This window comes from Pseudomonas sp. MD330_10 (assembly GCF_042610415.1).
In the GTDB taxonomy this organism is placed as follows: Bacteria; Pseudomonadota; Gammaproteobacteria; order Pseudomonadales; family Pseudomonadaceae; genus Aquipseudomonas; species Aquipseudomonas rhodesiae.
Window position 1 is genome coordinate 77,971 of record NZ_JBHGZU010000003.1, and the last position, 20,039, is coordinate 98,009.

Here is a 20,039-nt window from a genome sequence, read left to right on the forward strand (position 1 = left end):
CGTTTGGCGAAGATTATAGCGAACTGCCATCTGCGTACAGACAAACACAAAAAAGCCCCATTCTCAGGGGCTTCATAGGTGAAAGCTGACGCTCACTTACCTTTAGGGCGCTTGCTCGAAGCGTGGCCGGCCTCATCCACGAACACTTCGGCCACTGCGATCGCCTCACGTTCGGTGGCGAAGGTGCCAGCGACGCTGTCGCCGTGGAAGTTGATCAAATGCCAGCCGTCCGCGCGCTGGGTAATCAGGTAGCCGTTCACACCTTTGGGTTCTGACATCTATTAACAATCTCGTGGTCTGGTTCAAGGCCGCAATGATAGCGCCAAATGTCAGGGTTCAGGGCAAGTTAATCCAGTCAATGTTCCAGCGCGCCAGCGTGATAAAAAGGCTTCAGCAGATTGAAACAATAAGCAGTGGGTATTTTTGCCGAAGTAACGGCAGTGCTGTTTGTAAGATAAGTGGAACTTACGCTGAGATTTTTTCTCTATGATGACATCGCAACGCCAGCAGGACCCATTGTAAGGTGGCTGCGGCCTGATTAGACTGCGCCGAATTCCGTACGCATAGCCCTTTGTAAGGACCCATATGATCAAGAAATGCTTGTTCCCAGCAGCCGGTTACGGCACTCGCTTCTTGCCAGCGACCAAGGCCATGCCCAAAGAGATGCTGCCGGTGGTGAACAAGCCACTGATTCAGTACGGTGTGGAAGAAGCTCTGGATGCCGGTCTGAATGAAATCTCCATTGTGACCGGTCGCGGTAAGCGCGCCCTGGAAGACCACTTCGACATCAGCTACGAGCTGGAAAATCAGATCAAGGGCACCGACAAGGAAAAATACCTGGTCGGCATCCGTAAGCTGCTTGACGAGTGCTCGTTCTCCTACACCCGCCAGACGCAAATGAAAGGCCTCGGCCACGCGATTCTGACCGGCCGTCCGCTGATCGGTGACGAACCGTTCGCCGTGGTACTGGCGGACGACCTGTGCGTAAACCTGGAAGGCGACGGCGTACTGACCCAGATGGTCAAGCTGTACCAGAAATACCGCTGCACCATCGTTGCCGTGATGGAAGTGAACCCGACCGAAACCAACAAGTACGGCGTGATCGCCGGTGATGATATTGGTGATGGCCTGATCCGCGTACGCGACATGGTCGAGAAACCTGCACCGGAAGATGCTCCATCGAACCTGGCGATCATCGGTCGCTACATCCTGACCCCGGACATCTTCAAGTTGATCGAAGAAACCGAGCCAGGCAAGGGCGGTGAGATCCAAATCACCGACGCTCTGTTGAAGCAAGCTAAAGACGGCTGCGTGATTGCCTACAAGTTCAAGGGCCAGCGTTTCGACTGCGGCGGCGCGGAAGGCTACATCGAAGCCACCAACTTCTGCTACGAGCACTTCTACAAGACTGGCAAGGCGTACTGATTCACGCCTGTTCGCCGGTTTTAAGAGAAAGCCACCTTCGGGTGGCTTTTTCGTTTTTCAGCCCCATGTAAGTCGGTATGCTGGTGTCCTGCCGAGGAGAGTGAAATGGCCTACGATTTTGATCTGTATGTAATTGGCGCCGGTTCCGGCGGTGTTCGCGCGGCGCGTTTTGCCGCAGGGTTTGGCGCCAAGGTTGCCGTCGCGGAAAGCCGCTATCTGGGCGGCACCTGTGTGAACGTGGGCTGCGTGCCGAAAAAGCTCTTGGTGTACGGCGCGCATTTTGCCGAAGACTTCGAACAGGCCAGCGGCTTTGGCTGGTCCCTGGGCGAGGCGAATTTCGATTGGGCGACATTGATTGCCAATAAGGATCGCGAGATCAATCGTCTCAATGGCATCTATCGCAACCTGCTGGTCAACAGCGGCGTGACCCTGCACGAAGGGCACGCGCGATTGGTGGATCCGCATCAGGTGGAAATCAATGGTGAGCGCTTTACCGCCAAGCACATCCTGATCGCCACGGGCGGCTGGCCGCAGATTCCGGAGATTCCAGGGCGCGAACATGCCATTGGCTCCAATGAAGCGTTTTTCCTCAAGGAGTTGCCTAAGCGCGTGCTGGTGGTGGGCGGCGGTTATATCGCCGTTGAGTTTGCCGGGATTTTCCATGGCCTGGGCGCTCAGACTAGCCTGCTGTATCGCGGTGATTTGTTCTTGCGCGGCTTTGACGGCTCGGTGCGCAAGCATCTGCAGGAGGAGTTGACTAAACGCGGCTTGGACCTGCAGTTCAACGCCGATATCGAACGCATCGACAAACAAGCCGATGGCAGCCTGAAGGCCACGCTCAAGGATGGCGGTGTGCTGGAAGCGGACTGCGTGTTCTATGCGACCGGTCGGCGTCCGATGCTGGACAACCTGGGCCTGGAAAACACCGGGGTCGCCCTCGACGAGCGTGGCTTTGTGCAGGTCAATGACCAGTATGAAACCACCGAGCCTTCAATCCTGGCCATCGGCGATGTGATTGGTCGCGTGCAACTCACTCCGGTTGCCCTGGCTGAAGGCATGGCCGTAGCGCGTCGCCTATTCAAACCCGAGCAGTATCGCCCAGTGGATTACGCGATGATTCCGACAGCGGTGTTCAGCCTGCCGAATATCGGCACTGTAGGTTTGACAGAGGAGGAGGCGAAGAAAAACGGCCATAACGTTCAGATTTTCGAAAGTCGCTTCCGCCCGATGAAACTGACCCTGACCGACTGCCAGGAAAAGACCCTGATGAAGCTCGTGGTAGATGCCGATACCGACAAGGTGTTGGGCTGTCATATGGTCGGCCCGGACGCGGGCGAAATCGTTCAGGGCCTGGCGATCGCGCTCAAGGCGGGCGCGACCAAGCGGCATTTTGACGAAACCATAGGCGTGCATCCTACGGCGGCGGAAGAATTCGTCACCATGCGCACGCCAGTGGCCGACTGATCAGTCGGAGGGCTTGGCCTCTGGCGCCGTTGCAACGACGGCGGCCAGACGCAAGGCTTCGATACTGGCCTGGGCCTTGAGCAGGTCCAGTTCCAGGGCTTTATTGGCTTGCTGGTATTCAGTCAGTGCTGCCTGTCGCGACTGACTGTCCAGCAGCGCCACGCGCAGACGCTCTTGAAGCAAGGTGCGCTCGCCGTCGATACGGTTGAGCTGTTCGCTGAGCTGGCGGCGCTCGGTCTGATCTTTCTGGAATTTTTCCTGCAGTGCCGCCAGCTCTTTCGCTGTGACCCGCTGTTCGATCAGCAGCCGCTCATTATCCCGATGCAATTGAGTGATCTCATCCTGACGCACCATGGCGCTTTGCTGGGCCTGGCGTAGCTCTGCCTGAACTTGCTGCAATTGGCTTTCGTGACGCCGCTGTTCCTGCTCGCGCTGTTCCTTGATGGCGCTGCGGTAGTGCTCCAGGGCATCCCGCGCGTGGGTGTGTTTGTCTTCCAGCGAGCGGATCTGCTCATCTTTGTCGTTGAGGCGCAACTCGTAATCGCTGCACGCCTGGCTGAGCCCGGCATTGCGGGTCTGCTCGGTTTGCAGGCTGGTGCTGGCGGTTTGCAAGGCTGCGCTTTCTTCCGCAAGAGCGGCGGCTTGAATGTCGAATTGCTGCTGAAGCTGCTGATGGGCGTCCTGCAGGGTTTGCAGTTGGGCGTGCAGGGCGGTTTTCTCTTGTTCGAATTGCGCCAAGGCCAGGTCGATCGGCTCCTGAGCCTTGTCTTTGAGGCGCTGGGCCAGCCGCGCGACCAGCTCGCTCAGCTCTTCGTCGATGGGCGCCTCGGTGATGGTGACGCGTGATTCGCTCTCATCCAACTCCTTCAAGTAGCGGTGAATGGTGGTCTTGGAGCCGGTATTGCCCATTTCGATGCGTACTGCATCGATGCTGGGGTGTTCGCCTCTGGCGATGATCGCCAAGCGTGCCGTTTGAACCACTGCTTTATTGATGCCGCCGCGCGCCATGAGGTCTCCGTCGATTTAGTACTGTGGTACGTAGTATGTAGTTACGTACTCTAACATGGATTATTTCACGTTAAAATTATGGATTTAACAGATGGGATATTGGCGTATTATCCCGCGTCATGCGCGTCTCCAGCGCAAATGTCCCCGTTTCCAGTACGAATAGGCCCTCCATGAGCGATCTGGATCAATACCTCAACGCCGCCACTCGCGATAACACGCGCCGTAGCTACCGCGCGGCCATTGAACATTTTGAAGTGAGCTGGGGCGGCTTTCTGCCGGCCACCAGCGACAGCGTGGCGCGCTACCTGGTCGCGCACGCGGGTGTGCTGGCGGTCAATACCTTGAAGTTGCGGCTCTCGGCGTTGGCGCAGTGGCATACCAGCCAAGGCTTTCCTGATCCGACCAAGGCGCCGGTGGTGCGTAAGGTGCTCAAGGGCATCCGTGCGGTGCACCCCGCGCGGGAAAAGCAAGCCGAGCCGCTGCAACTCCAACAGTTGGAGCAGGTGGTGGCATTTCTTGAGCAGGAGGTGCAGGAGGCGAGCGAGTCCCAGGACACGGCACGGCTGCTGCGGGCCACGCGCGACAGGGCGTTGATCCTGCTGGGCTTCTGGCGTGGCTTTCGCAGTGACGAGCTATGCCGCTTGCAAGTGGAGCATGTGCAGGTCACACCGGGGGCCGGAATCAGCTTGTATGTGCCGCGCAGCAAAAGTGATCGCGACAACCTGGGCAAGACCTACCACACCCCGGCTCTGCTGCGCCTGTGCCCAGTGCGGGCCTATGGCGATTGGCTAAGTACGGCGGCGTTGGTGCGCGGGCCGGTGTTTCGTGCTATCGACCGCTGGGGCAATGTAGGGGAGGAGGGCTTGCATCCCAACAGCGTCATCCCGCTGCTGCGCCAGGCACTTGAGCGCGCCGGCATCCCGGCCGAGCACTACACCAGCCATTCGCTGCGACGGGGCTTCGCTACGTGGGCCCATCGCAATGGCTGGGATATGAAGTCATTGATGAGTTATGTCGGCTGGAACGACATGAAATCCGCCATGCGCTATGTTGAAGCGACGCCCTTTCTTGGTATGACGCTGGCTAATCAGCCATTGATTTAAGTTTTCTTCTATTAATAGGGTGACCTGATAGAGAAAACCAATCATCAGCATCAGGTTTGCCAATGAGCCATCTATCGAGAGACTGGGTAGGATTCACCTCATCAACTTCTTAACCCCTGACGGAGAGTCAACGATGCCTATCATCAACAGCCAAGTAAAACCGTTTAAAGCCACTGCGTTCAAAAACGGCAGCTTCGTAGATGTGACCGACGCTGACCTGAAAGGCAAATGGTCTGTGGTGTTCTTCTACCCAGCCGACTTCACCTTCGTTTGCCCAACCGAGCTGGAAGACCTGGCCGACAACTACGCCGAATTCCAGAAACTGGGCGTCGAGATCTACAGCGTGTCCACCGACACCCACTTTGCCCACGCAGCCTGGCACAACACTTCGCCAGCCATCGGCAAAATCCAGTACACCATGATCGGCGACCCAACCCTGACCATCTCCCGCAACTTCGACGTGCTGATCGAAGAAGCTGGCCTGGCAGACCGTGGCACTTTCGTGATCAACCCGGAAGGCCAGATCAAAATCGTTGAACTCAACGACGGCGGTGTTGGCCGTGACGCTTCCGAGCTGCTGCGCAAAATCAAGGCCGCTCAGTACGTTGCCGCTCACCCGGGTGAAGTGTGCCCAGCCAAGTGGAAAGAAGGCGAGGCCACCTTGGCTCCGTCCCTGGACCTGGTCGGCAAGATCTAAGTCTGTGAAGTCTCTAGGGCGGGTTCCCGCACCTGTGAAGTAAGCTGCAACCGCCCTCAAAACGCCCGGGCGAGATTCGCTCCGGCGTTTTTTTTCGACTGTAATAAACCGAATGAACAGGAAATCGCCCGTATGTTGGACGCCAATCTTAAAGCTCAGTTGAAGTCATACCTGGAACGGGTCACCCAGCCGATCGAGATCGTCGCCTCCCTCGACGACGGTGCGAAATCCCAGGAAATGCTGGCTCTTTTACAAGACGTAACCAGCCTTACCACGCTGATTACGCTGAAAACCGATGGTGACGATGGGCGTAAGCCGTCGTTCTCCATCAACCGCCCGGGTGCCGAGATCAGCCTGCGTTTTGCCGGTATCCCCATGGGCCATGAATTCACTTCGTTGGTGCTGGCCCTGCTGCAAGTCGGTGGCCACCCGTCGAAGGCCAGTGTCGAAGTGATTGACCAGATACGCGCCCTCAAAGGCGAGTTCAGCTTCGAGACGTACTTCTCGCTGTCCTGCCAGAACTGCCCGGATGTGGTCCAGGCGCTGAACCTGATGGCAGTGCTCAACCCGAATATCCGCCACGTTGCTATCGACGGTGCGCTGTTCCAGGCTGAAGTCGATGAGCGCCAGATCATGGCGGTGCCCAGTGTTTACCTCAACGGGGTCAACTTTGGCCAGGGCCGTATGGGGCTGGAAGAAACCCTCGCCAAGCTGGACACCAGCGGCGCCGAAAAAGCCGCTGAGAAAATCAGCGCTAAAGACGCCTTTGATGTGCTGGTGGTCGGCGGTGGCCCGGCGGGCTCCTCGGCGGCTATCTATGCTGCGCGTAAAGGCATTCGTACCGGTGTTGCCGCCGAGCGTTTCGGTGGCCAGGTGCTGGACACCATGTCCATCGAAAACTTTATCTCGGTACAGGAAACCGAAGGGCCGAAACTGGCCAGTGCTCTGGAAGCCCATGTGCGCCAGTACGACGTGGACATCATGAACCTGCAGCGTGCCAGCAGCCTGATCCCGGCAAAAAATGCCGGCGAACTGCACGAGATCCGCTTCGAAAGCGGCGCTACCCTCAAGTCCAAGACCGTGATTCTGGCCACCGGTGCACGCTGGCGCGAAATGGGTGTGCCGGGCGAGCAGGAATACAAGGCCAAGGGCGTGTGTTTCTGCCCACACTGCGACGGCCCGCTGTTCAAGGGCAAACGTGTGGCAGTGATCGGCGGCGGCAACTCCGGCGTCGAAGCGGCCATCGATCTGGCGGGTATTGTTAGCCACGTTACGCTGCTGGAATTCGACAGCAAGTTGCGCGCCGATGCAGTCCTGCAGCGTAAGCTGTACAGCCTGCCGAATGTGGACGTGATCACCAGTGCGTTGACCAGCGAAGTGAAAGGCGATGGGCAGAAAGTCACCGGCCTGGCGTACAAAGATCGCGACAGCGGCGAGTTCAAGACTCTCGACCTGGAAGGTATCTTCGTACAGATCGGCCTGCTGCCCAACACCGATTGGCTCAAAGGCACGGTGGAGCTGACGCCGCGTGGCGAGATCATCGTCGATGCCCGTGGCGAGACCTCACTGCCTGGCGTGTTTGCCGCCGGCGACGTCACTACTGTGCCGTATAAGCAGATCGTGATCGCCGTGGGCGAGGGCGCCAAGGCCTCCTTGAGCGCATTCGACCACCTGATCCGCACCTCCGCGCCAGCATAAATACAGGCCCGGAAATGCAAAACCCCATGAGCGATCATGGGGTTTTTTCGTTTACATCGGTGCGGGTTGAATAATCTCGACCCAGTAACCGTCCGGGTCTTTGATAAATGCCAGGCTTTTCATGCGGCCATCGGTCAGACGTTTCTGGAAGTCACAGCCCAGGGCTTCGAAACGCTCGCAGGCGGCAACGATATCCGGTACCGAGATGCAGATATGGCCAAAACCACGCGGATCAGTGTTGCCGTTATGGTAGGCAAAGTCCGCATCGTTTTCGGTGCCGTGGTTGTGGGTCAGTTCCAGGATGCCGGGAATCGACTTCATCCACTGAGTACGCTCGGCCGCGTCGGCCGGGATCTGGGATTTATCCACCAGCGCCAGGAAGTACAGGCTGAATTCAGCTTCCGGGAAGTCGCGCTTTTCAACCAGGGAGAACCCCAGGACGCGGGTGTAGAAATCCAGCGAGCGGGTGATGTCCTTGACCCGCAGCATGGTGTGGTTGAACACGAAGTTCGTGGTGGCGGTATCAGGCTGGGCGGTGACGCCCGGGAAAGTGTTCAGTTCGTGCAGGCTCATGGGCCCTCCAGAAAAAAATGGGGCAAACGCGACTCCAGCGTGGAGTGCTCCCTTGGCTTGCGGCAAGCATTTATGCAGCTGGGCCATGATACGCAAGGCCCGTCCGCCGCGCCAAATGAAAAAGCCCGCGTAGGCCTTGCGACCGGTAGGTGGCGGGCCTCACACTTTGCCGCTGGTCCCTGGGGTGTTTTCGCAATGATTGACTGTCGTAAACCGCTGTTGATTGCTGTATGTGTGCTGTTGACCAGTCAGTGGGTGTTGGCTGGCGAGCCGGAAGTTCATTGGCCCAGCGGCTGGCAAATCGAAGAGGTGACGCCCGATGGCGATGCCACCGTAAGCGCTCAGGCCGTGTCCCGACAGCGGGCGATCAAGAATGACGAGAATGGCCAGACTTTGATGGTCATAGAACTGACCGCTACGCCGATAGAAGCGGGACATAAAGTTAATCTTCAAGGCGTTTTGCTGGAGATGCGTAAGTCTATTCAAAAAGACTTCGCCAAAGGCGGCTATCAAAGCGTGTGCACCAAGATGCACCCTACGACCTTGAGCCGCCTCGACGCACTGGAAACTACTTGCGTGATCACCGAGAACGGGCGGCATGTGTTGTCACAAACATTGGTGGGTGCGGTCGATACTGACAAAGCATATGTATTTTCATACGCCGGCCAAGCCCAAGCCTATGACACAAGCAAGAACGAAGTCAGTTCGGTGCGCGATAGCCTGAAACTCTAAAGCATGTGCGACGAACGTTTTTGAACAAAATGAACTTTTATTTAAGTCCGCTTGCGAACCCTTGAATAACAAAAGCCCCGCGTGTGCGGGGCTTTTTATTAGTGCGTGTGGATCACTTGCGCAGCCAGGATTCAACGGTTTCCGCGCCGTGCTCTTCTTTCCAGGCTTTGAGGCCACGGTGGTTGCCACCTTTGGTTTCGATCAGTTCGCCGGTATGCGGGTTCTGGTAAACCTTGACCACGCGTGCGCGGCGCTGTTTAGGCGCGGAGGCGACCGCGCTGGCCTTGCTCAGGCTAGGATCCAGGATCGCGATGATATCGCGCAGGCTCTTGCCGTAGGTCTTCATCAGCCCTTGGAGTTTTTCTTCGAATTCGATTTCTTTCTTCAGGCTAGCGTCGTTCTTCAAGGACTCCAGCTGGGCCAGTTGCTCTTGAAGGGCTCTTTCTGCTGCGCGAAATTCGGCGAGTTTGGACAAAATCGGTACTCCAATAGTGTAGTTGGCTGATATCAACTGGGAAAAAAGCTCCAACCCAAGCGCTTTAAGGTGACTCTAAGACTCTAAGAAGAAGCATCCTGCGAGTTCAGCACAGGCAAGAAAAATTGTAGTAGTTAATCCGTCACGAGTAAATCATGTCCTTTGTCTCAGTAACATTATTTGCGCATCACTAATGCATGACTATTGAATCGCTGGCCAAGGATTTAATGAATTCATCGCACGGTAAGGGTCTGCCGAACAGGTAGCCTTGAAGATAGTCTACCCCGCGAGCGGCCAGGTATTCGCACTGCTGCGCTGTTTCTACCCCCTCGGCGACAATGCCCAAATCGAGCTTGCCAGATAACTCTATGATGCTGTCCAGAATATGGCTGGAGAGTGCATCCACGCCGATCATGGCGACAAAGCTCTGATCGATCTTTAAGTAGTCCACATTGAAGTTGCGCAAATAGCCTAGGCTGGAATGGCCGGTGCCGAAATCATCAATGGCGATCATCACCCCAAGCTCATGCAAGGCGTCGAACAGGCGTCGCGTGACGTCGGTGGGCTCGATCAACTCGCGTTCGGTCAGCTCCAACACCAGAATGACCTGGCCGGGGACGAATGCGGCGAGGAATTCACGGCAGTCGTCCACTAGTTGCAGATCCTGGCAGTGGCGCGCGGTAATGTTCACACCGATATGAAACCCCGGCGCAAAGCGCGAGGCATGAGGCGCCAATTGAGCGGCGGTCTGCCAGAGCAGGGCGCGGGTCATGGGCACGATCAGGCCGCTATCCTCGGCCAGCGGAATGAACAGATCCGGCCGAACCAAGCCCTCCTTGGGGTGCTGCCAGCGCATCAGCACTTCACAGCCGGCCCATTCGCGGGTATCGCCGCGCACCACGGGTTGAAAATAAGGAATGAACTCATTGGCGCCCAACGCCCGTTGCAGCTCATGGGTCGGTGCCGAGGAGCGCTTTTGCAGCCAATGGGCGAATAGGCCCGCCAACATGCCAAAAAACACCACCAGGCTGAACAGCGCAGGATAGCGAGCTTGCATATATCGCCACACTTCACCCGCTGGCATGCCGGCGTCGACGCTGTAGTGATAACGCTTCGACACCAGGTGGTGATGAGCCACCGCAAATACCGGTGGCAGTGTCTCGTGGACCCGGCCTTGATCGTCGAGCCAGTGCGGCCCGACCTGCAGGATCAATTGCGCATACCGGCTGATCAGGCGCAGCGCGTTGGTCAGGTGGTACCCGTCTATGGAGGCGAACGCGGCCTTGTCGCCGTCTACCAGGCGGTAGACCAGCAGCGCTGTGTCAGGCGTGACCGGGTTGCCATTCATCAACCAAAGGCGCCCGTCTACGTAATCGTCTGGATTGACCGGCGAGACGTGGTCACCGCCGAACAGTGACGTGCAATAGATATTCTTTTGCCAGGACAAGGTGGTCGCCCGCACGAATGGCCGGCGTGTCACTTGCTCACGCAACGCCAACTGCGTGCCGTTGTCGCACGGTTGCCCGGCCAGGGGCAGCAGCGATTGGGCGGCGAGGGCGGTGTTGTCGAGCATCAGATCGAACTGGCGCACGGCTTCCTGCGCTGTCTGCGCACTACTTTGCTCCAAGGTGCGTTCGGCCTGCCAATGCAGAATAAGCACGCCTAGCAGGATCGGCTGCAGCGCGCATATTAGGCTGATGCAGTAACGGGTGATCGGCTTTCGAGGGCCTTGGACACTGAGAGGCATGGGTTCTGGGGCCTATTGCGCAGAGAGCGTGACCGGCGAAACGCTCGGTAATGCTCCGATGATAGATGGCTGGGTTCGAATATGCTCGCGTGATCCAGGCTTCGTGCGTTGTCGATATTGGCCAGGTGGTTGACGTATCTACCTGTGCAACAAACCTCTTGCACGCGCCAGGGCAATGGGGATTTGATAAGAGTACGGACAAACCAGGTTACGCTGTGTAGAATCGATTTACGCATACAAGAATATGACTTGCGCTCACGCAAGCCTAAAGCCGTCAGAGACTGATGTAACCATGAAGCGACTCGGCTCCCCCCTCATCTTTGGTGACTTCCTCGCCCGCAGCGTGCGAGGCCTGTCCTGCGCGCCACCCCTGCACCTCATCCTTGCTGGCAATTGATTTTTCTTTAATCAGACTCTTTATTTCAAAGAGCAGGATGAGGCACCGAACATGACCGACCAACACGCAAACCCAATGGGCCTGATGGGCTTTGAGTTCATCGAATTCGCATCGCCGACGCCCGGCACCCTGGAGCCGATCTTCGAGATCATGGGGTTCAGCAAAGTCGCCACCCACCGCTCCAAGAATGTGCACTTGTATCGCCAGGGCGAGATCAATCTGATCCTCAACAACGAGCCCAACAGTATCGCCTCCTACTTTGCCGCAGAGCACGGCCCGTCGGTGTGCGGCATGGCGTTCCGCGTCAAGGACTCCCAGAAAGCCTACAACCGCGCACTGGAACTGGGCGCGCAGCCGATCCATATCGAAACTGGCCCGATGGAGCTTAACCTGCCGGCGATCAAAGGCATCGGCGGCGCGCCGCTGTACCTGATCGATCGTTTCGGTGAAGGCAGTTCGATCTACGACATCGACTTCGTCTTTCTCGACGGCGTAGACCGCAACCCGCAAGGCGCCGGTCTCAAGGTTATCGACCACCTGACCCACAACGTCTACCGCGGGCGCATGGTGTACTGGGCCAACTTCTACGAGAAGCTGTTCAACTTCCGTGAGGCGCGTTACTTCGACATCAAAGGCGAGTACACCGGCCTGACCTCCAAGGCCATGAGCGCTCCGGACGGTATGATCCGCATCCCGCTGAACGAAGAATCGTCCAAGGGCGCCGGGCAGATTGAAGAGTTCCTCATGCAGTTCAACGGCGAGGGCATCCAGCATGTGGCGTTCCTCACCGATGACCTGGTCAAGACGTGGGATGCGTTGAAGAAAATCGGTATGCGCTTTATGACCGCGCCACCGGACACCTACTACGAAATGCTCGAAGGTCGCTTGCCGAACCATGGCGAGCCGGTGGACCAGTTGCAGGCCCGTGGAATCCTGTTGGACGGTTCTTCGATCGAGGGCGACAAGCGTCTGCTGTTGCAGATCTTCTCGGAAACCCTGATGGGCCCGGTGTTCTTCGAGTTTATTCAACGCAAGGGCGACGACGGTTTCGGCGAAGGCAACTTCAAAGCCTTGTTCGAATCCATCGAGCGTGATCAGGTTCGGCGCGGTGTGTTGACCACCGACTGAACCCACGCGTAGAAAAAAGCCCGACCAGAGTTGACCCTGGTCGGGCTTTTTAGCGCCTGCGTGTTACGGCTGGCGCTGGCGTACCAAATGCTTGAACCCTTCAAACACCAGCACCATGACCGCGATCCAGATCGGAATGTAGGTCAGCCATTGGCCCGCCTTGATCCCTTCGCCCAGCAGCAGCGCCACTACCAGCAACAGCACCGGCTCGACATAACTGAGCAAGCCGAACAGGCTGAAAGCCAGCAAACGACTGGCGATGATGTAGCTCACCAGTGCCGAGGCGCTGATCAGGCCGAGGATCGGAATCAGCGCATAGAGTTTCGGTTGCGCATCCATCACTGCAAAGCCCTGTTCGCCGCTCTGCACAAACCACCAGGCCACGGGCAGCATCAGCGCCATGTCCAGCCACAGGCCGCCCAAATGATCGGTCTTGAGGTATTTGCGCGCAATGAAGTAAAGCGGGTAACCGATGATCACCACCAACGTCGCCCAGGAGAAACCACCGGCCTGGTACAGCTCGTTCAGCACGCCGAGGGCAGCGAAAAACACCGCGATCTTTTGCAGATACGACAATTGTTCGCCCCATACCAGGCGCCCGGTCAGCACCATGGTCAGCGGCAGCAGGAAATAACCCACCGACACATCCAGGCTGCGGCCATTGAGAGGCGCCCACATGAACAGCCACAATTGCACCCCCAACAGGGCCGACGACACCACCACGCCAGCGATCAAACGAGGCTCGGCCGCCAACCTGCGCAGCAGTTCCCGTACTTGCCGCCATTCGCCGCTAACCACCATGAACACTGTCATGCACGGCACGGTCAACAACATGCGCCAGCCGAAAATCTCCAGGCCGCTCAATGGCGTGAGCAAGGACGTGAAGTAATACATCACGGCAAACAACACCGAGGCCGACACCGATAACACCACACCTTTAGACACGCTGTCCTCGCCAAAACCGATTCAATCAAAAGAGGAGGGGATTATGGTGCTTTCGGCGCGCTACGGCTGCTCTGTTTTGGGGCAAATCGCACAAAAGTTTGCCGCGCTGCACTTTCAAAGCGCTTACAGCGGCGTCCGCCCCGACACGAAATGGCCCACATCGTTGAATCCCGGCGTAGACGAATGCCCCGGCGTCACCAGCGAATCGATGAACGCCTCATCTTCCGCCGTAATCTTCACCTGCAGCGCGCCGGTGTAGGCGTCCCATTGCGCCTCCGTGCGCGGCCCAACGATAGCTGAACTCACCGCGGCGTTGTTGAGCACCCAAGCGATGGCGAATTCCACCATGCCCACGCCGCGCCCTTGGGTGTACTGCTGGATCTGCTGGGCGATGCGCAGCGACTCCACGCGCCATTCTGTTTCCAGGATGCGCTTGTCCTGACGCGCGGCACGGCTGCCGGCCTCAGGGGTAACGTCCGGCGCGTATTTGCCGCTGAGCACACCGCGCGCCAGCGGGCTGTAGGGCACCACACCGAGGCCATAGGCTGCGGCAGCGGTAATCTGCTCGACCTCGGCCTGACGGTTGACGATGTTATACAGCGGCTGGCTGATCACCGGTCTGTCCACCCCCAGGCGCTCTGCCACGCGAATGACCTCGGCAATGCGCCAGCCACGGTAGTTGGACAGGCCCCAGTAACGGATCTTGCCCTGACGGATCAGGTCACCGATGGCCGACACCGTTACTTCCAGCGGTGTGTGGTGGTCTTCACGATGCAGGTAGTAGATGTCCAGGTAATCCGTGTCGAGGCGGCTCAGGCTGGCGTCGAGGGCATTGAAAATCCGTTTGCGGCTCAGGCCACTGCGGTTGGGCAACCCATCCGGCGGGCCGAAACCGACCTTGGACGCCACCACCCAGTCCTGGCGCTGCCGGGCGATGGCTTCACCCACCAACTCTTCAGAGCGCCCGCCGGTGTAAACATCCGCGGTGTCGATAAAGTTGATGCCCTGGTCCCAGGCCTTGTCGATGATGCGCAACGAGTCCTCGGTGTTGGTCTGTTCGCCAAACATCATGGTGCCCAGGGTGAGGGCGCTGACCTTCAAACCGGAGTGGCCCAGAGAACGATAAAGCATAGAGAACACCTCAATGTCGCGGGATAGAGCCTATGCAATACCAGATCGCGGCACCGCCGAACAAGCCGGTTATGGACATGAATGCGGTTTATGCCATCGCCTTACAGCAAACCGCCGCCGTCGATGTCGATCACGCTGCCGGTCATGAAGGCATTTTCCATGGCCAGTACATACCCGGCTGCTACTTCGTAAGCCTGTCCCACGCGTCCGACCGGCAAAGCGTGACCGACTTTGGCATACATGGCCTCGCGTTGATCTTCCGACAACCCCGCATACGCCGGTGTGTCGATCACGCCGGGGCTGACGACGTTGACCCGACGCGGTGCCAGCTCCTTGGCTAATTGTTTACCCAGCGCTTCGGTCGCAGCGTTAATGCCGATTTTGATGAATTGCCCAGGCACTAACTTGCGCCCCAACTGCCCGGACGTAAGGACGATGCTCCCATGCTCATCGAGGAATGGCAGTGCCAGTTGGATAGCCCGCAACGCGCCCCAGAGCTTGACGTTGAAATTGTCTTGGGCCAGTTGCAGGTCGGTGTCCTGAAGATTTTTCGCCTGTACGGCGGGGCCGGCGGTGTAAACCAAATGATCAAAGCGGCCCACGCTCTCGAACAGGCGTTGCAATGACGCATTATCCGTCACGTCCACAGGTTCGCTGCGCAGGCCGTTGTGGAGCGCCGAAGACAGGCGTCGTCCAGCCAGCACCACCTGCGCGCCTCGTGACCTGGCCTGCTCGGCGACCGCCGCGCCGATGCCGCTGCTGCCGCCAATCACCACCACGGTTTTGCCATTGAGGGGAGATGTCATGGGTACTGCCTCGCATTAAAAAAAGGGATATTCATCCTCTCAGCTTGGCAATGTCGGAAAAATAGCGGTAAATCGACAAGATCATTAAAGGATTTTTATCAGTGAGCTCGATTCTCGACCTTGAAGTCTTTGCCCGTACGGCGGATACCGGGAGCCTATCCGCCGCCGCACGCTCCCTTGGCCTGACACCCGCTGCCGCGAGCATTGCGCTCAAGCGTCTGGAAACACGCCTTGGCGTTCGCCTGCTGGCTCGCTCTACGCGCAGCATGCGCCTGACTGAAGAGGGCCGCTGTTACCTGGACAGCGTGCGCCTGGCGCTCGCCGCTTTGTCTGAAGGGGAACAAGGGCTGAAGCGGCACGGCGAAGGCTTGAACGGTGTACTGCAACTGGCCGCTCCCTCGGATTTTGGGCGCACGGTTTTGCTGGAATGGTTGGATGACTTCAAGCAACAGCACCCCCATATCCGCCTGCAGTTACTGCTTAACGATAAGAACGCCGACCTGTTCCGCGAGACCGTGGATATTGCCCTGCGCTTTGGCGTACCAAATGATTCCAGTCTGGTGGCTTTACCGATCGTAGCGCACCACCACCGCGTGGCCTGCGCCAGCCCTGCGTACTTGGCCCGACAGGGGACCCCTCGTGAGCCTGCCGATCTGGCGCAGCACAGCGCGCTGATTTACATGCGCCATGGCCGCCCTAATAACACATGGAGCTTTCGCAAAGGCGATGTGGTGCAGGAAGTGCCCGTGCATAGCGATTATTTGTGCGACGACGGTGAAGTGGCGCGGCGGTGGGCGCTGGCGGGGCATGGGGTGACCTATAAAGCTGGGCTGGATGTAGTAAGGGACATAAGGGCCGGCCGTTTGGTGCCGTTGTTCGAGGGCTGGCAAGGTGAGCCAGCGCCGCTGAACCTGATGTGTCCCCATCGCGCGCAGGTGTCGGAAAGAGTCAAAGTGTTCCAGGCATTTTTGCAGCAACGCTGCCATGCGCTGTTGAACGACGTACGAAATGATCAATAAGGACGTCCAGGCCACATCCTTATTCAAACATCCTCGTCAGTCGGTGAACCGCTCAGCCTGGGGCTTGGCCGTAGTCCTGAATATTCAGTTGGCCTTTGGCTGAATAAACCGGCAGGTGGGGGTGATTGAATTCAACCTTGAAGTACGCGATCGCGTGTCCGGCATGTGGCATTTTTTTGATGGTGAGTTGACCGCTGGTTGCATACAGATGCTGATAGGCAAACAGGTTCGTCAAAATGCCGATTCGTGGATCACTCAAGACAACCTTGTATGTGCCTTCTCTGACCTTGGTGTCAATTTGCACTGCAAAGAAGTGCTCGGTATAGGGGAAAACATGGGTCCACCCCTGGATGTTGTAATAAGGGTCGATACCCAAGTGCTCAAAAGTATTGATGGCCAGGTTCTCAGCCTTGAACGAGCGCGTAGGTAGCATCTCGCCGCTGAGATCAACCTGAAATTTTCCGGTGCCATTGTGCACGTCACAAGTGCCCCGGGAGACCATCAACTGGGCTTCCGGTTGGTTATACGGCTGGGCGGTAAAATTGAACGTTGCGACGATACGGTTTTTCCTCAAGGTGACGGTAATTTCACCTGATACGGCTGCAAAGGTGGTGTTGGCGGTAAATATTGCTGCGCTGGCCGTGGTTACCTTACGTGTGCCGTCGAAGCTGTAGGTGTGGGGCTTGCCATTATCGCGAAGGCTTAAGGGCAACAAGCAAGTTAGCAGGATACTGGGTTGAGAACCCTCTGCACTCTGACGTGCAGTAATGACCCACTGGGCATCTGTCTTATCCAGCCTGACCGTGTCCGCTTTGAATGCCCGCGTGATCACGCCGGACATGTTCGCGCTGGCCGTGCCTTCGGCCAGATGCGAATTTCTGGGCAGTTGAAGAATCTCCATGACGCAGTCCTCATCCAAGTGGGTGGCGCCTGGAGTATGAGAACAAATAAAAGCAGCGGGTACTGTCAAGGTTGACAGGTTTAAAAAGCAAAAAGCTTATAACGGTTATGCAGGCTCAGGATGCGCCAGCCCCGGCGCATCCTGAGTCATGGCTTATGTGCGCAATGAGCGAGTCATGCGCAATGCCAATACACTGCCCGCCACAATCACTGCCGCCAGCAGGTACAGGGCCATATCCGTGGAGCCGGTGGCATCTTTCACAAAGCCGACGATATATGGGCTGAGGAAGCCTGCCATCTGGCCCATGGAGTTGATCAACGCCAGCCCACCGGCGGCGGCACCCGCGCTGAGCATCGCCGTCGGCACCGGCCAGAACATCGGCAGGCCAGTGAGCGCGCCCATGGTGGCGATGGCCAGGCCGAGGATCGCAATGGCCGGCGTGGTAGCGAAATTCACCGCGATCACCAGGCCCACCGCGCCCATCAGCATGGGCACGACCAAGTGCCAGCGCCGCTCTTTGCGCAGGTCGGCGGAGCGGCCCACCAGCAGCATAAACACTGCCGCCAGCAAATACGGGATCGCACTGAGCCAACCGATCACCAGGTTATCGCTGAACCCCAGGTTCTTGATGATCGACGGCAGCCAGAAGTTGATGGCGTACACGCCGCTCTGGATGCAGAAGTAGATCAGGCCAAATGCCCAGATCGCCGGGTTCTTGAACACTTCGGCGAGGGAGTCGCTGGTGGTCTTGGGCTTGTTCGCCAGGTCCGTGGCCTGGTCGGCTTCCAGCACCGCGCGTTCCTGGGGCGTGAGCCATTTGGCGTGGGCGAAACTGTCGCTGAGCAGGAAGTAGGCGAGGGCGCCCAGCACCACGGTAGGGATGCCTTGGAGCAGGAACATCCACTGCCAACCGGCCAGACCGCCCTGGCCGGCGGCGAAGTGGTTGAGGATCCAGCCGGAAAACGGGCTGCCCAATAGGCCCGACACGGGGATCGCCGACATAAACAACGCCATGATCCGCCCGCGACGGAAGGTTGGGAACCACTGCGAGAGGTACAGCACCACGCCGGGGAAGAAGCCGGCTTCGGCCGCACCGGTAAACAGGCGCAAGGTGTAGAAGTGCGTCGGCGTGCTGACGAACAGCAGGCAGGTGGACAGCGTGCCCCACACGATCATCATCAGGGCGATCCAGCGCCGTGGGCCGAATTTGCTCAGCGCCAGGTTGCTCGGTACGCCGCACAGTACGTAACCGATAAAGAAGATCCCGGCCCCGAGGCCGTACACGGTTTCGCTGAACTTGAGGGCGTCGAGCATCTGCAGCTTGGCGAAGCCGACGTTGACGCGGTCGAGGTAATTGAACAGGTAGCAGATAAAAATGAAGGGGATCAAGCGCAGGGTCACGCGCTTGTAGACAGCGTTTTTATCGTCATCGTTGGCCTGGGTGACAGCGGCGCTCTGTGACATGGCGTTCTCTCTTTATTATGATTTTTCGCGATGCGAGGGTAACGTTGATCGCCCCAAGAGTCTCGGCCAGGTAGCAGGGGGCTGTCTTTGTGCTCGCGCACAGTGAAGGTGCCTTTGCGCTGTGCCGATGACCAACCACGCCTTGCAGGAAGTTAACCCCATGTTCGAGCTGGATCATGACCTGGCGCAGGAGATCGTCGATCGCACCATGGCCATCCTGCCCTATAACGTCAACGTCATGGACAGCCAGGGCTTGATCCTGGGCAGCGGCGAGCCCGAGCGCATCAACACTCGCCATGAGGGCGCGCAATTGGTCTTGGCGAATGGTCGTGTGGTCGAAATCGACGGCCACACCGCCAAGCACCTCAAAGGCGTGCAGCCCGGCATCAACCTGCCGCTGATGCACGATCAACGCCTGATCGGTGTGCTGGGCATCACTGGTGAACCGCAACTGCTGCGCACCTACGCCGAATTGGTGCGCATGACCGCCGAGATGCTGGTCAGCCACCGTCACCAACAAGCCGAACAGCAATGGCGCCGCCAGCGGTGCGACGACCTGCTGGCGCTGTTGCTTGCCGAATCCGGCGACTCGCCGCGCCTGGTCGACGAAGCCCAGCAACTGGGGCTCAAGCCGCATCTGTCGCGTACGCCATACCTGTTCGAGCTGGGCGCGGGCGCCTCCGCGCAGGACCTTGGTGCCTGGCTGGCTGCGCGTTATCCCGACAGCTGGTGCGTCAGCTCGGCGCAGTTTTCATTGTTGTGGTGCCGACCGGCCGGGCTCCCGGTGGACAATCCCAAGCTGCTGGAAAAACTCGCCGGCCACGGCTGGCAGATCCAGCGTGTGGCGGTGGGTGGCCAGGCCGACGGGCTGGCGGGGCTGCGCCGTTGCTATCGGCGGGTCGGGGACCTGTTGGCCTATGGCCGGGACATCCTGCCCCATACGCAAGTGCTGACCCTCAATCGCTATCGCCTGCCGGTAATGCTGTGGCGTCATCGCAACGACGACGCCCTCGATGAATTGCTCAACCCGCTACGCAAAGTACTGGCCAAGGACGGCAACGGCCAATTACTGGCAACTTTGCGCAGTTGGTGCGAGCACGACGGGCAAAGCCAGGCGTGTGCCGACGCTTTGGGCATCCATCGCAACAGCCTGCGTTATCGCATGGAGCGCATCGCCGAACTCAGCGGTGTCGACCCGCTGACCCTCGATGGCATGCTTGCCTTGTACCTGGGCGTGCAGTTGCTGCCCCAGGATTTGTCGGAATGAACAACAAACCTGCGCCGCACTTGTGCATCGGACCGGCGTTATTGCCGCAGCCAACTGGC

Annotated in this window: 19 protein-coding genes; 9 read left to right on the forward strand and 10 right to left on the reverse strand. The window is 58.3% G+C overall.

Annotated features, from left to right (window positions below; all coding sequences use genetic code 11):
- Positions 1-92 precede the first annotated feature (92 nt).
- Entirely contained in the window at positions 93-278 is a 186-nt protein-coding gene (locus tag ACFZPT_RS05800) for a hypothetical protein (RefSeq protein WP_016969599.1), read from the reverse strand.
- Positions 279-585: 307 nt separating this feature from the next.
- Here ACFZPT_RS05800 and galU point away from each other — a divergent pair, with 307 nt between their 5' ends.
- Entirely contained in the window at positions 586-1,425 is an 840-nt protein-coding gene (gene galU / locus ACFZPT_RS05805) for a UTP--glucose-1-phosphate uridylyltransferase GalU (RefSeq protein WP_003173830.1), read from the forward strand.
- 105 nt (positions 1,426-1,530) lie between these two features.
- Entirely contained in the window at positions 1,531-2,889 is a 1,359-nt protein-coding gene (gene gorA, locus ACFZPT_RS05810; RefSeq protein WP_034113784.1) for a glutathione-disulfide reductase, read from the forward strand.
- On the opposite strand, the gene ACFZPT_RS05815 is transcribed toward gorA, so the two are convergent.
- Positions 2,890-3,897, reverse strand: coding sequence for a DNA-binding protein (locus ACFZPT_RS05815; protein ID WP_034113782.1), 1,008 nt, complete (start codon positions 3,895-3,897; stop codon positions 2,890-2,892).
- A gap of 170 nt (positions 3,898-4,067) precedes the next feature.
- On the opposite strand from ACFZPT_RS05815, the gene ACFZPT_RS05820 reads away from it, so the two are divergent.
- The 3 genes from ACFZPT_RS05820 to ahpF all read left to right on the forward strand — a co-directional run bounded on the left by ACFZPT_RS05820 (position 4,068) and on the right by ahpF (position 7,395).
- Positions 4,068-5,000 carry a site-specific integrase gene (locus tag ACFZPT_RS05820; protein WP_034113781.1) on the forward strand — a complete coding sequence of 311 codons (933 nt, stop codon included), beginning with the start codon at positions 4,068-4,070 and terminating at the stop codon, positions 4,998-5,000.
- Positions 5,001-5,133: 133 nt separating this feature from the next.
- Positions 5,134-5,697 (forward strand): alkyl hydroperoxide reductase subunit C, encoded by a 564-nt coding sequence (gene ahpC / locus ACFZPT_RS05825; protein ID WP_003191303.1) that lies wholly within the window; start codon positions 5,134-5,136, stop codon positions 5,695-5,697.
- A 132-nt stretch (positions 5,698-5,829) separates the two neighbouring features.
- Positions 5,830-7,395, forward strand: a complete 1,566-nt coding sequence (gene ahpF / locus ACFZPT_RS05830) for an alkyl hydroperoxide reductase subunit F (protein WP_379555070.1) — start codon at positions 5,830-5,832, stop codon at positions 7,393-7,395.
- A 51-nt stretch (positions 7,396-7,446) separates the two neighbouring features.
- On the opposite strand, the gene gloA is transcribed toward ahpF, so the two are convergent.
- On the reverse strand, positions 7,447-7,968 hold the full coding sequence (gene gloA / locus ACFZPT_RS05835) for a lactoylglutathione lyase (protein ID WP_034097989.1): 522 nt from the start codon (positions 7,966-7,968) through the stop codon (positions 7,447-7,449).
- Between the two features lie 195 nt (positions 7,969-8,163).
- Here gloA and ACFZPT_RS05840 point away from each other — a divergent pair, with 195 nt between their 5' ends.
- On the forward strand, positions 8,164-8,700 hold the full coding sequence (locus ACFZPT_RS05840; protein ID WP_034113778.1) for a DUF4946 domain-containing protein: 537 nt from the start codon (positions 8,164-8,166) through the stop codon (positions 8,698-8,700).
- Positions 8,701-8,812: 112 nt separating this feature from the next.
- Here ACFZPT_RS05840 and ACFZPT_RS05845 read toward each other — a convergent pair whose 3' ends face one another.
- Together ACFZPT_RS05845 and ACFZPT_RS05850 are read right to left on the reverse strand one after the other, a co-directional pair.
- Positions 8,813-9,175: a histone-like nucleoid-structuring protein, MvaT/MvaU family gene (locus tag ACFZPT_RS05845; RefSeq protein ID WP_034097985.1), complete on the reverse strand. Its 363-nt coding sequence runs from the start codon at positions 9,173-9,175 to the stop codon at positions 8,813-8,815.
- 190 nt (positions 9,176-9,365) lie between these two features.
- On the reverse strand, positions 9,366-10,922 hold the full coding sequence (locus ACFZPT_RS05850; protein WP_034113776.1) for an EAL domain-containing protein: 1,557 nt from the start codon (positions 10,920-10,922) through the stop codon (positions 9,366-9,368).
- Between the two features lie 448 nt (positions 10,923-11,370).
- Here ACFZPT_RS05850 and hppD point away from each other — a divergent pair, with 448 nt between their 5' ends.
- A complete protein-coding gene (gene hppD, locus ACFZPT_RS05855) occupies positions 11,371-12,447 on the forward strand; it encodes a 4-hydroxyphenylpyruvate dioxygenase (protein ID WP_034097982.1) in 1,077 nt (358 codons plus the stop codon).
- Positions 12,448-12,510: 63 nt separating this feature from the next.
- Here the strand turns inward: hppD and rarD are convergent, their stop codons facing one another.
- The 3 genes from rarD to ACFZPT_RS05870 all read right to left on the reverse strand — a co-directional run bounded on the left by rarD (position 12,511) and on the right by ACFZPT_RS05870 (position 15,329).
- Positions 12,511-13,392 (reverse strand): EamA family transporter RarD, encoded by an 882-nt coding sequence (gene rarD / locus ACFZPT_RS05860; protein WP_034097981.1) that lies wholly within the window; start codon positions 13,390-13,392, stop codon positions 12,511-12,513.
- A gap of 123 nt (positions 13,393-13,515) precedes the next feature.
- Positions 13,516-14,523, reverse strand: a complete 1,008-nt coding sequence (locus tag ACFZPT_RS05865; protein ID WP_034113774.1) for an aldo/keto reductase — start codon at positions 14,521-14,523, stop codon at positions 13,516-13,518.
- Positions 14,524-14,624: 101 nt separating this feature from the next.
- The gene (locus ACFZPT_RS05870) at positions 14,625-15,329 is read right to left on the reverse strand and encodes an SDR family oxidoreductase (protein WP_034113772.1); all 705 of its coding nucleotides are present in this window, start codon (positions 15,327-15,329) and stop codon (positions 14,625-14,627) included.
- Between the two features lie 101 nt (positions 15,330-15,430).
- On the opposite strand from ACFZPT_RS05870, the gene ACFZPT_RS05875 reads away from it, so the two are divergent.
- Positions 15,431-16,348 (forward strand): LysR family transcriptional regulator, encoded by a 918-nt coding sequence (locus ACFZPT_RS05875; RefSeq protein WP_034113770.1) that lies wholly within the window; start codon positions 15,431-15,433, stop codon positions 16,346-16,348.
- A 52-nt stretch (positions 16,349-16,400) separates the two neighbouring features.
- Here ACFZPT_RS05875 and ACFZPT_RS05880 read toward each other — a convergent pair whose 3' ends face one another.
- Together ACFZPT_RS05880 and ACFZPT_RS05885 are read right to left on the reverse strand one after the other, a co-directional pair.
- Complete coding sequence (locus tag ACFZPT_RS05880) at positions 16,401-17,249, reverse strand: hypothetical protein (RefSeq protein ID WP_034113768.1); 849 nt, start codon at positions 17,247-17,249, stop codon at positions 16,401-16,403.
- A gap of 153 nt (positions 17,250-17,402) precedes the next feature.
- Positions 17,403-18,713 carry an MFS transporter gene (locus ACFZPT_RS05885; RefSeq protein WP_034113767.1) on the reverse strand — a complete coding sequence of 437 codons (1,311 nt, stop codon included), beginning with the start codon at positions 18,711-18,713 and terminating at the stop codon, positions 17,403-17,405.
- Positions 18,714-18,873: 160 nt separating this feature from the next.
- Between ACFZPT_RS05885 and ACFZPT_RS05890 the strand changes: the two genes are divergently transcribed.
- Positions 18,874-19,980, forward strand: coding sequence for a sugar diacid recognition domain-containing protein (locus tag ACFZPT_RS05890; protein WP_034097970.1), 1,107 nt, complete (start codon positions 18,874-18,876; stop codon positions 19,978-19,980).
- Positions 19,981-20,039: the final 59 nt, after the last annotated feature.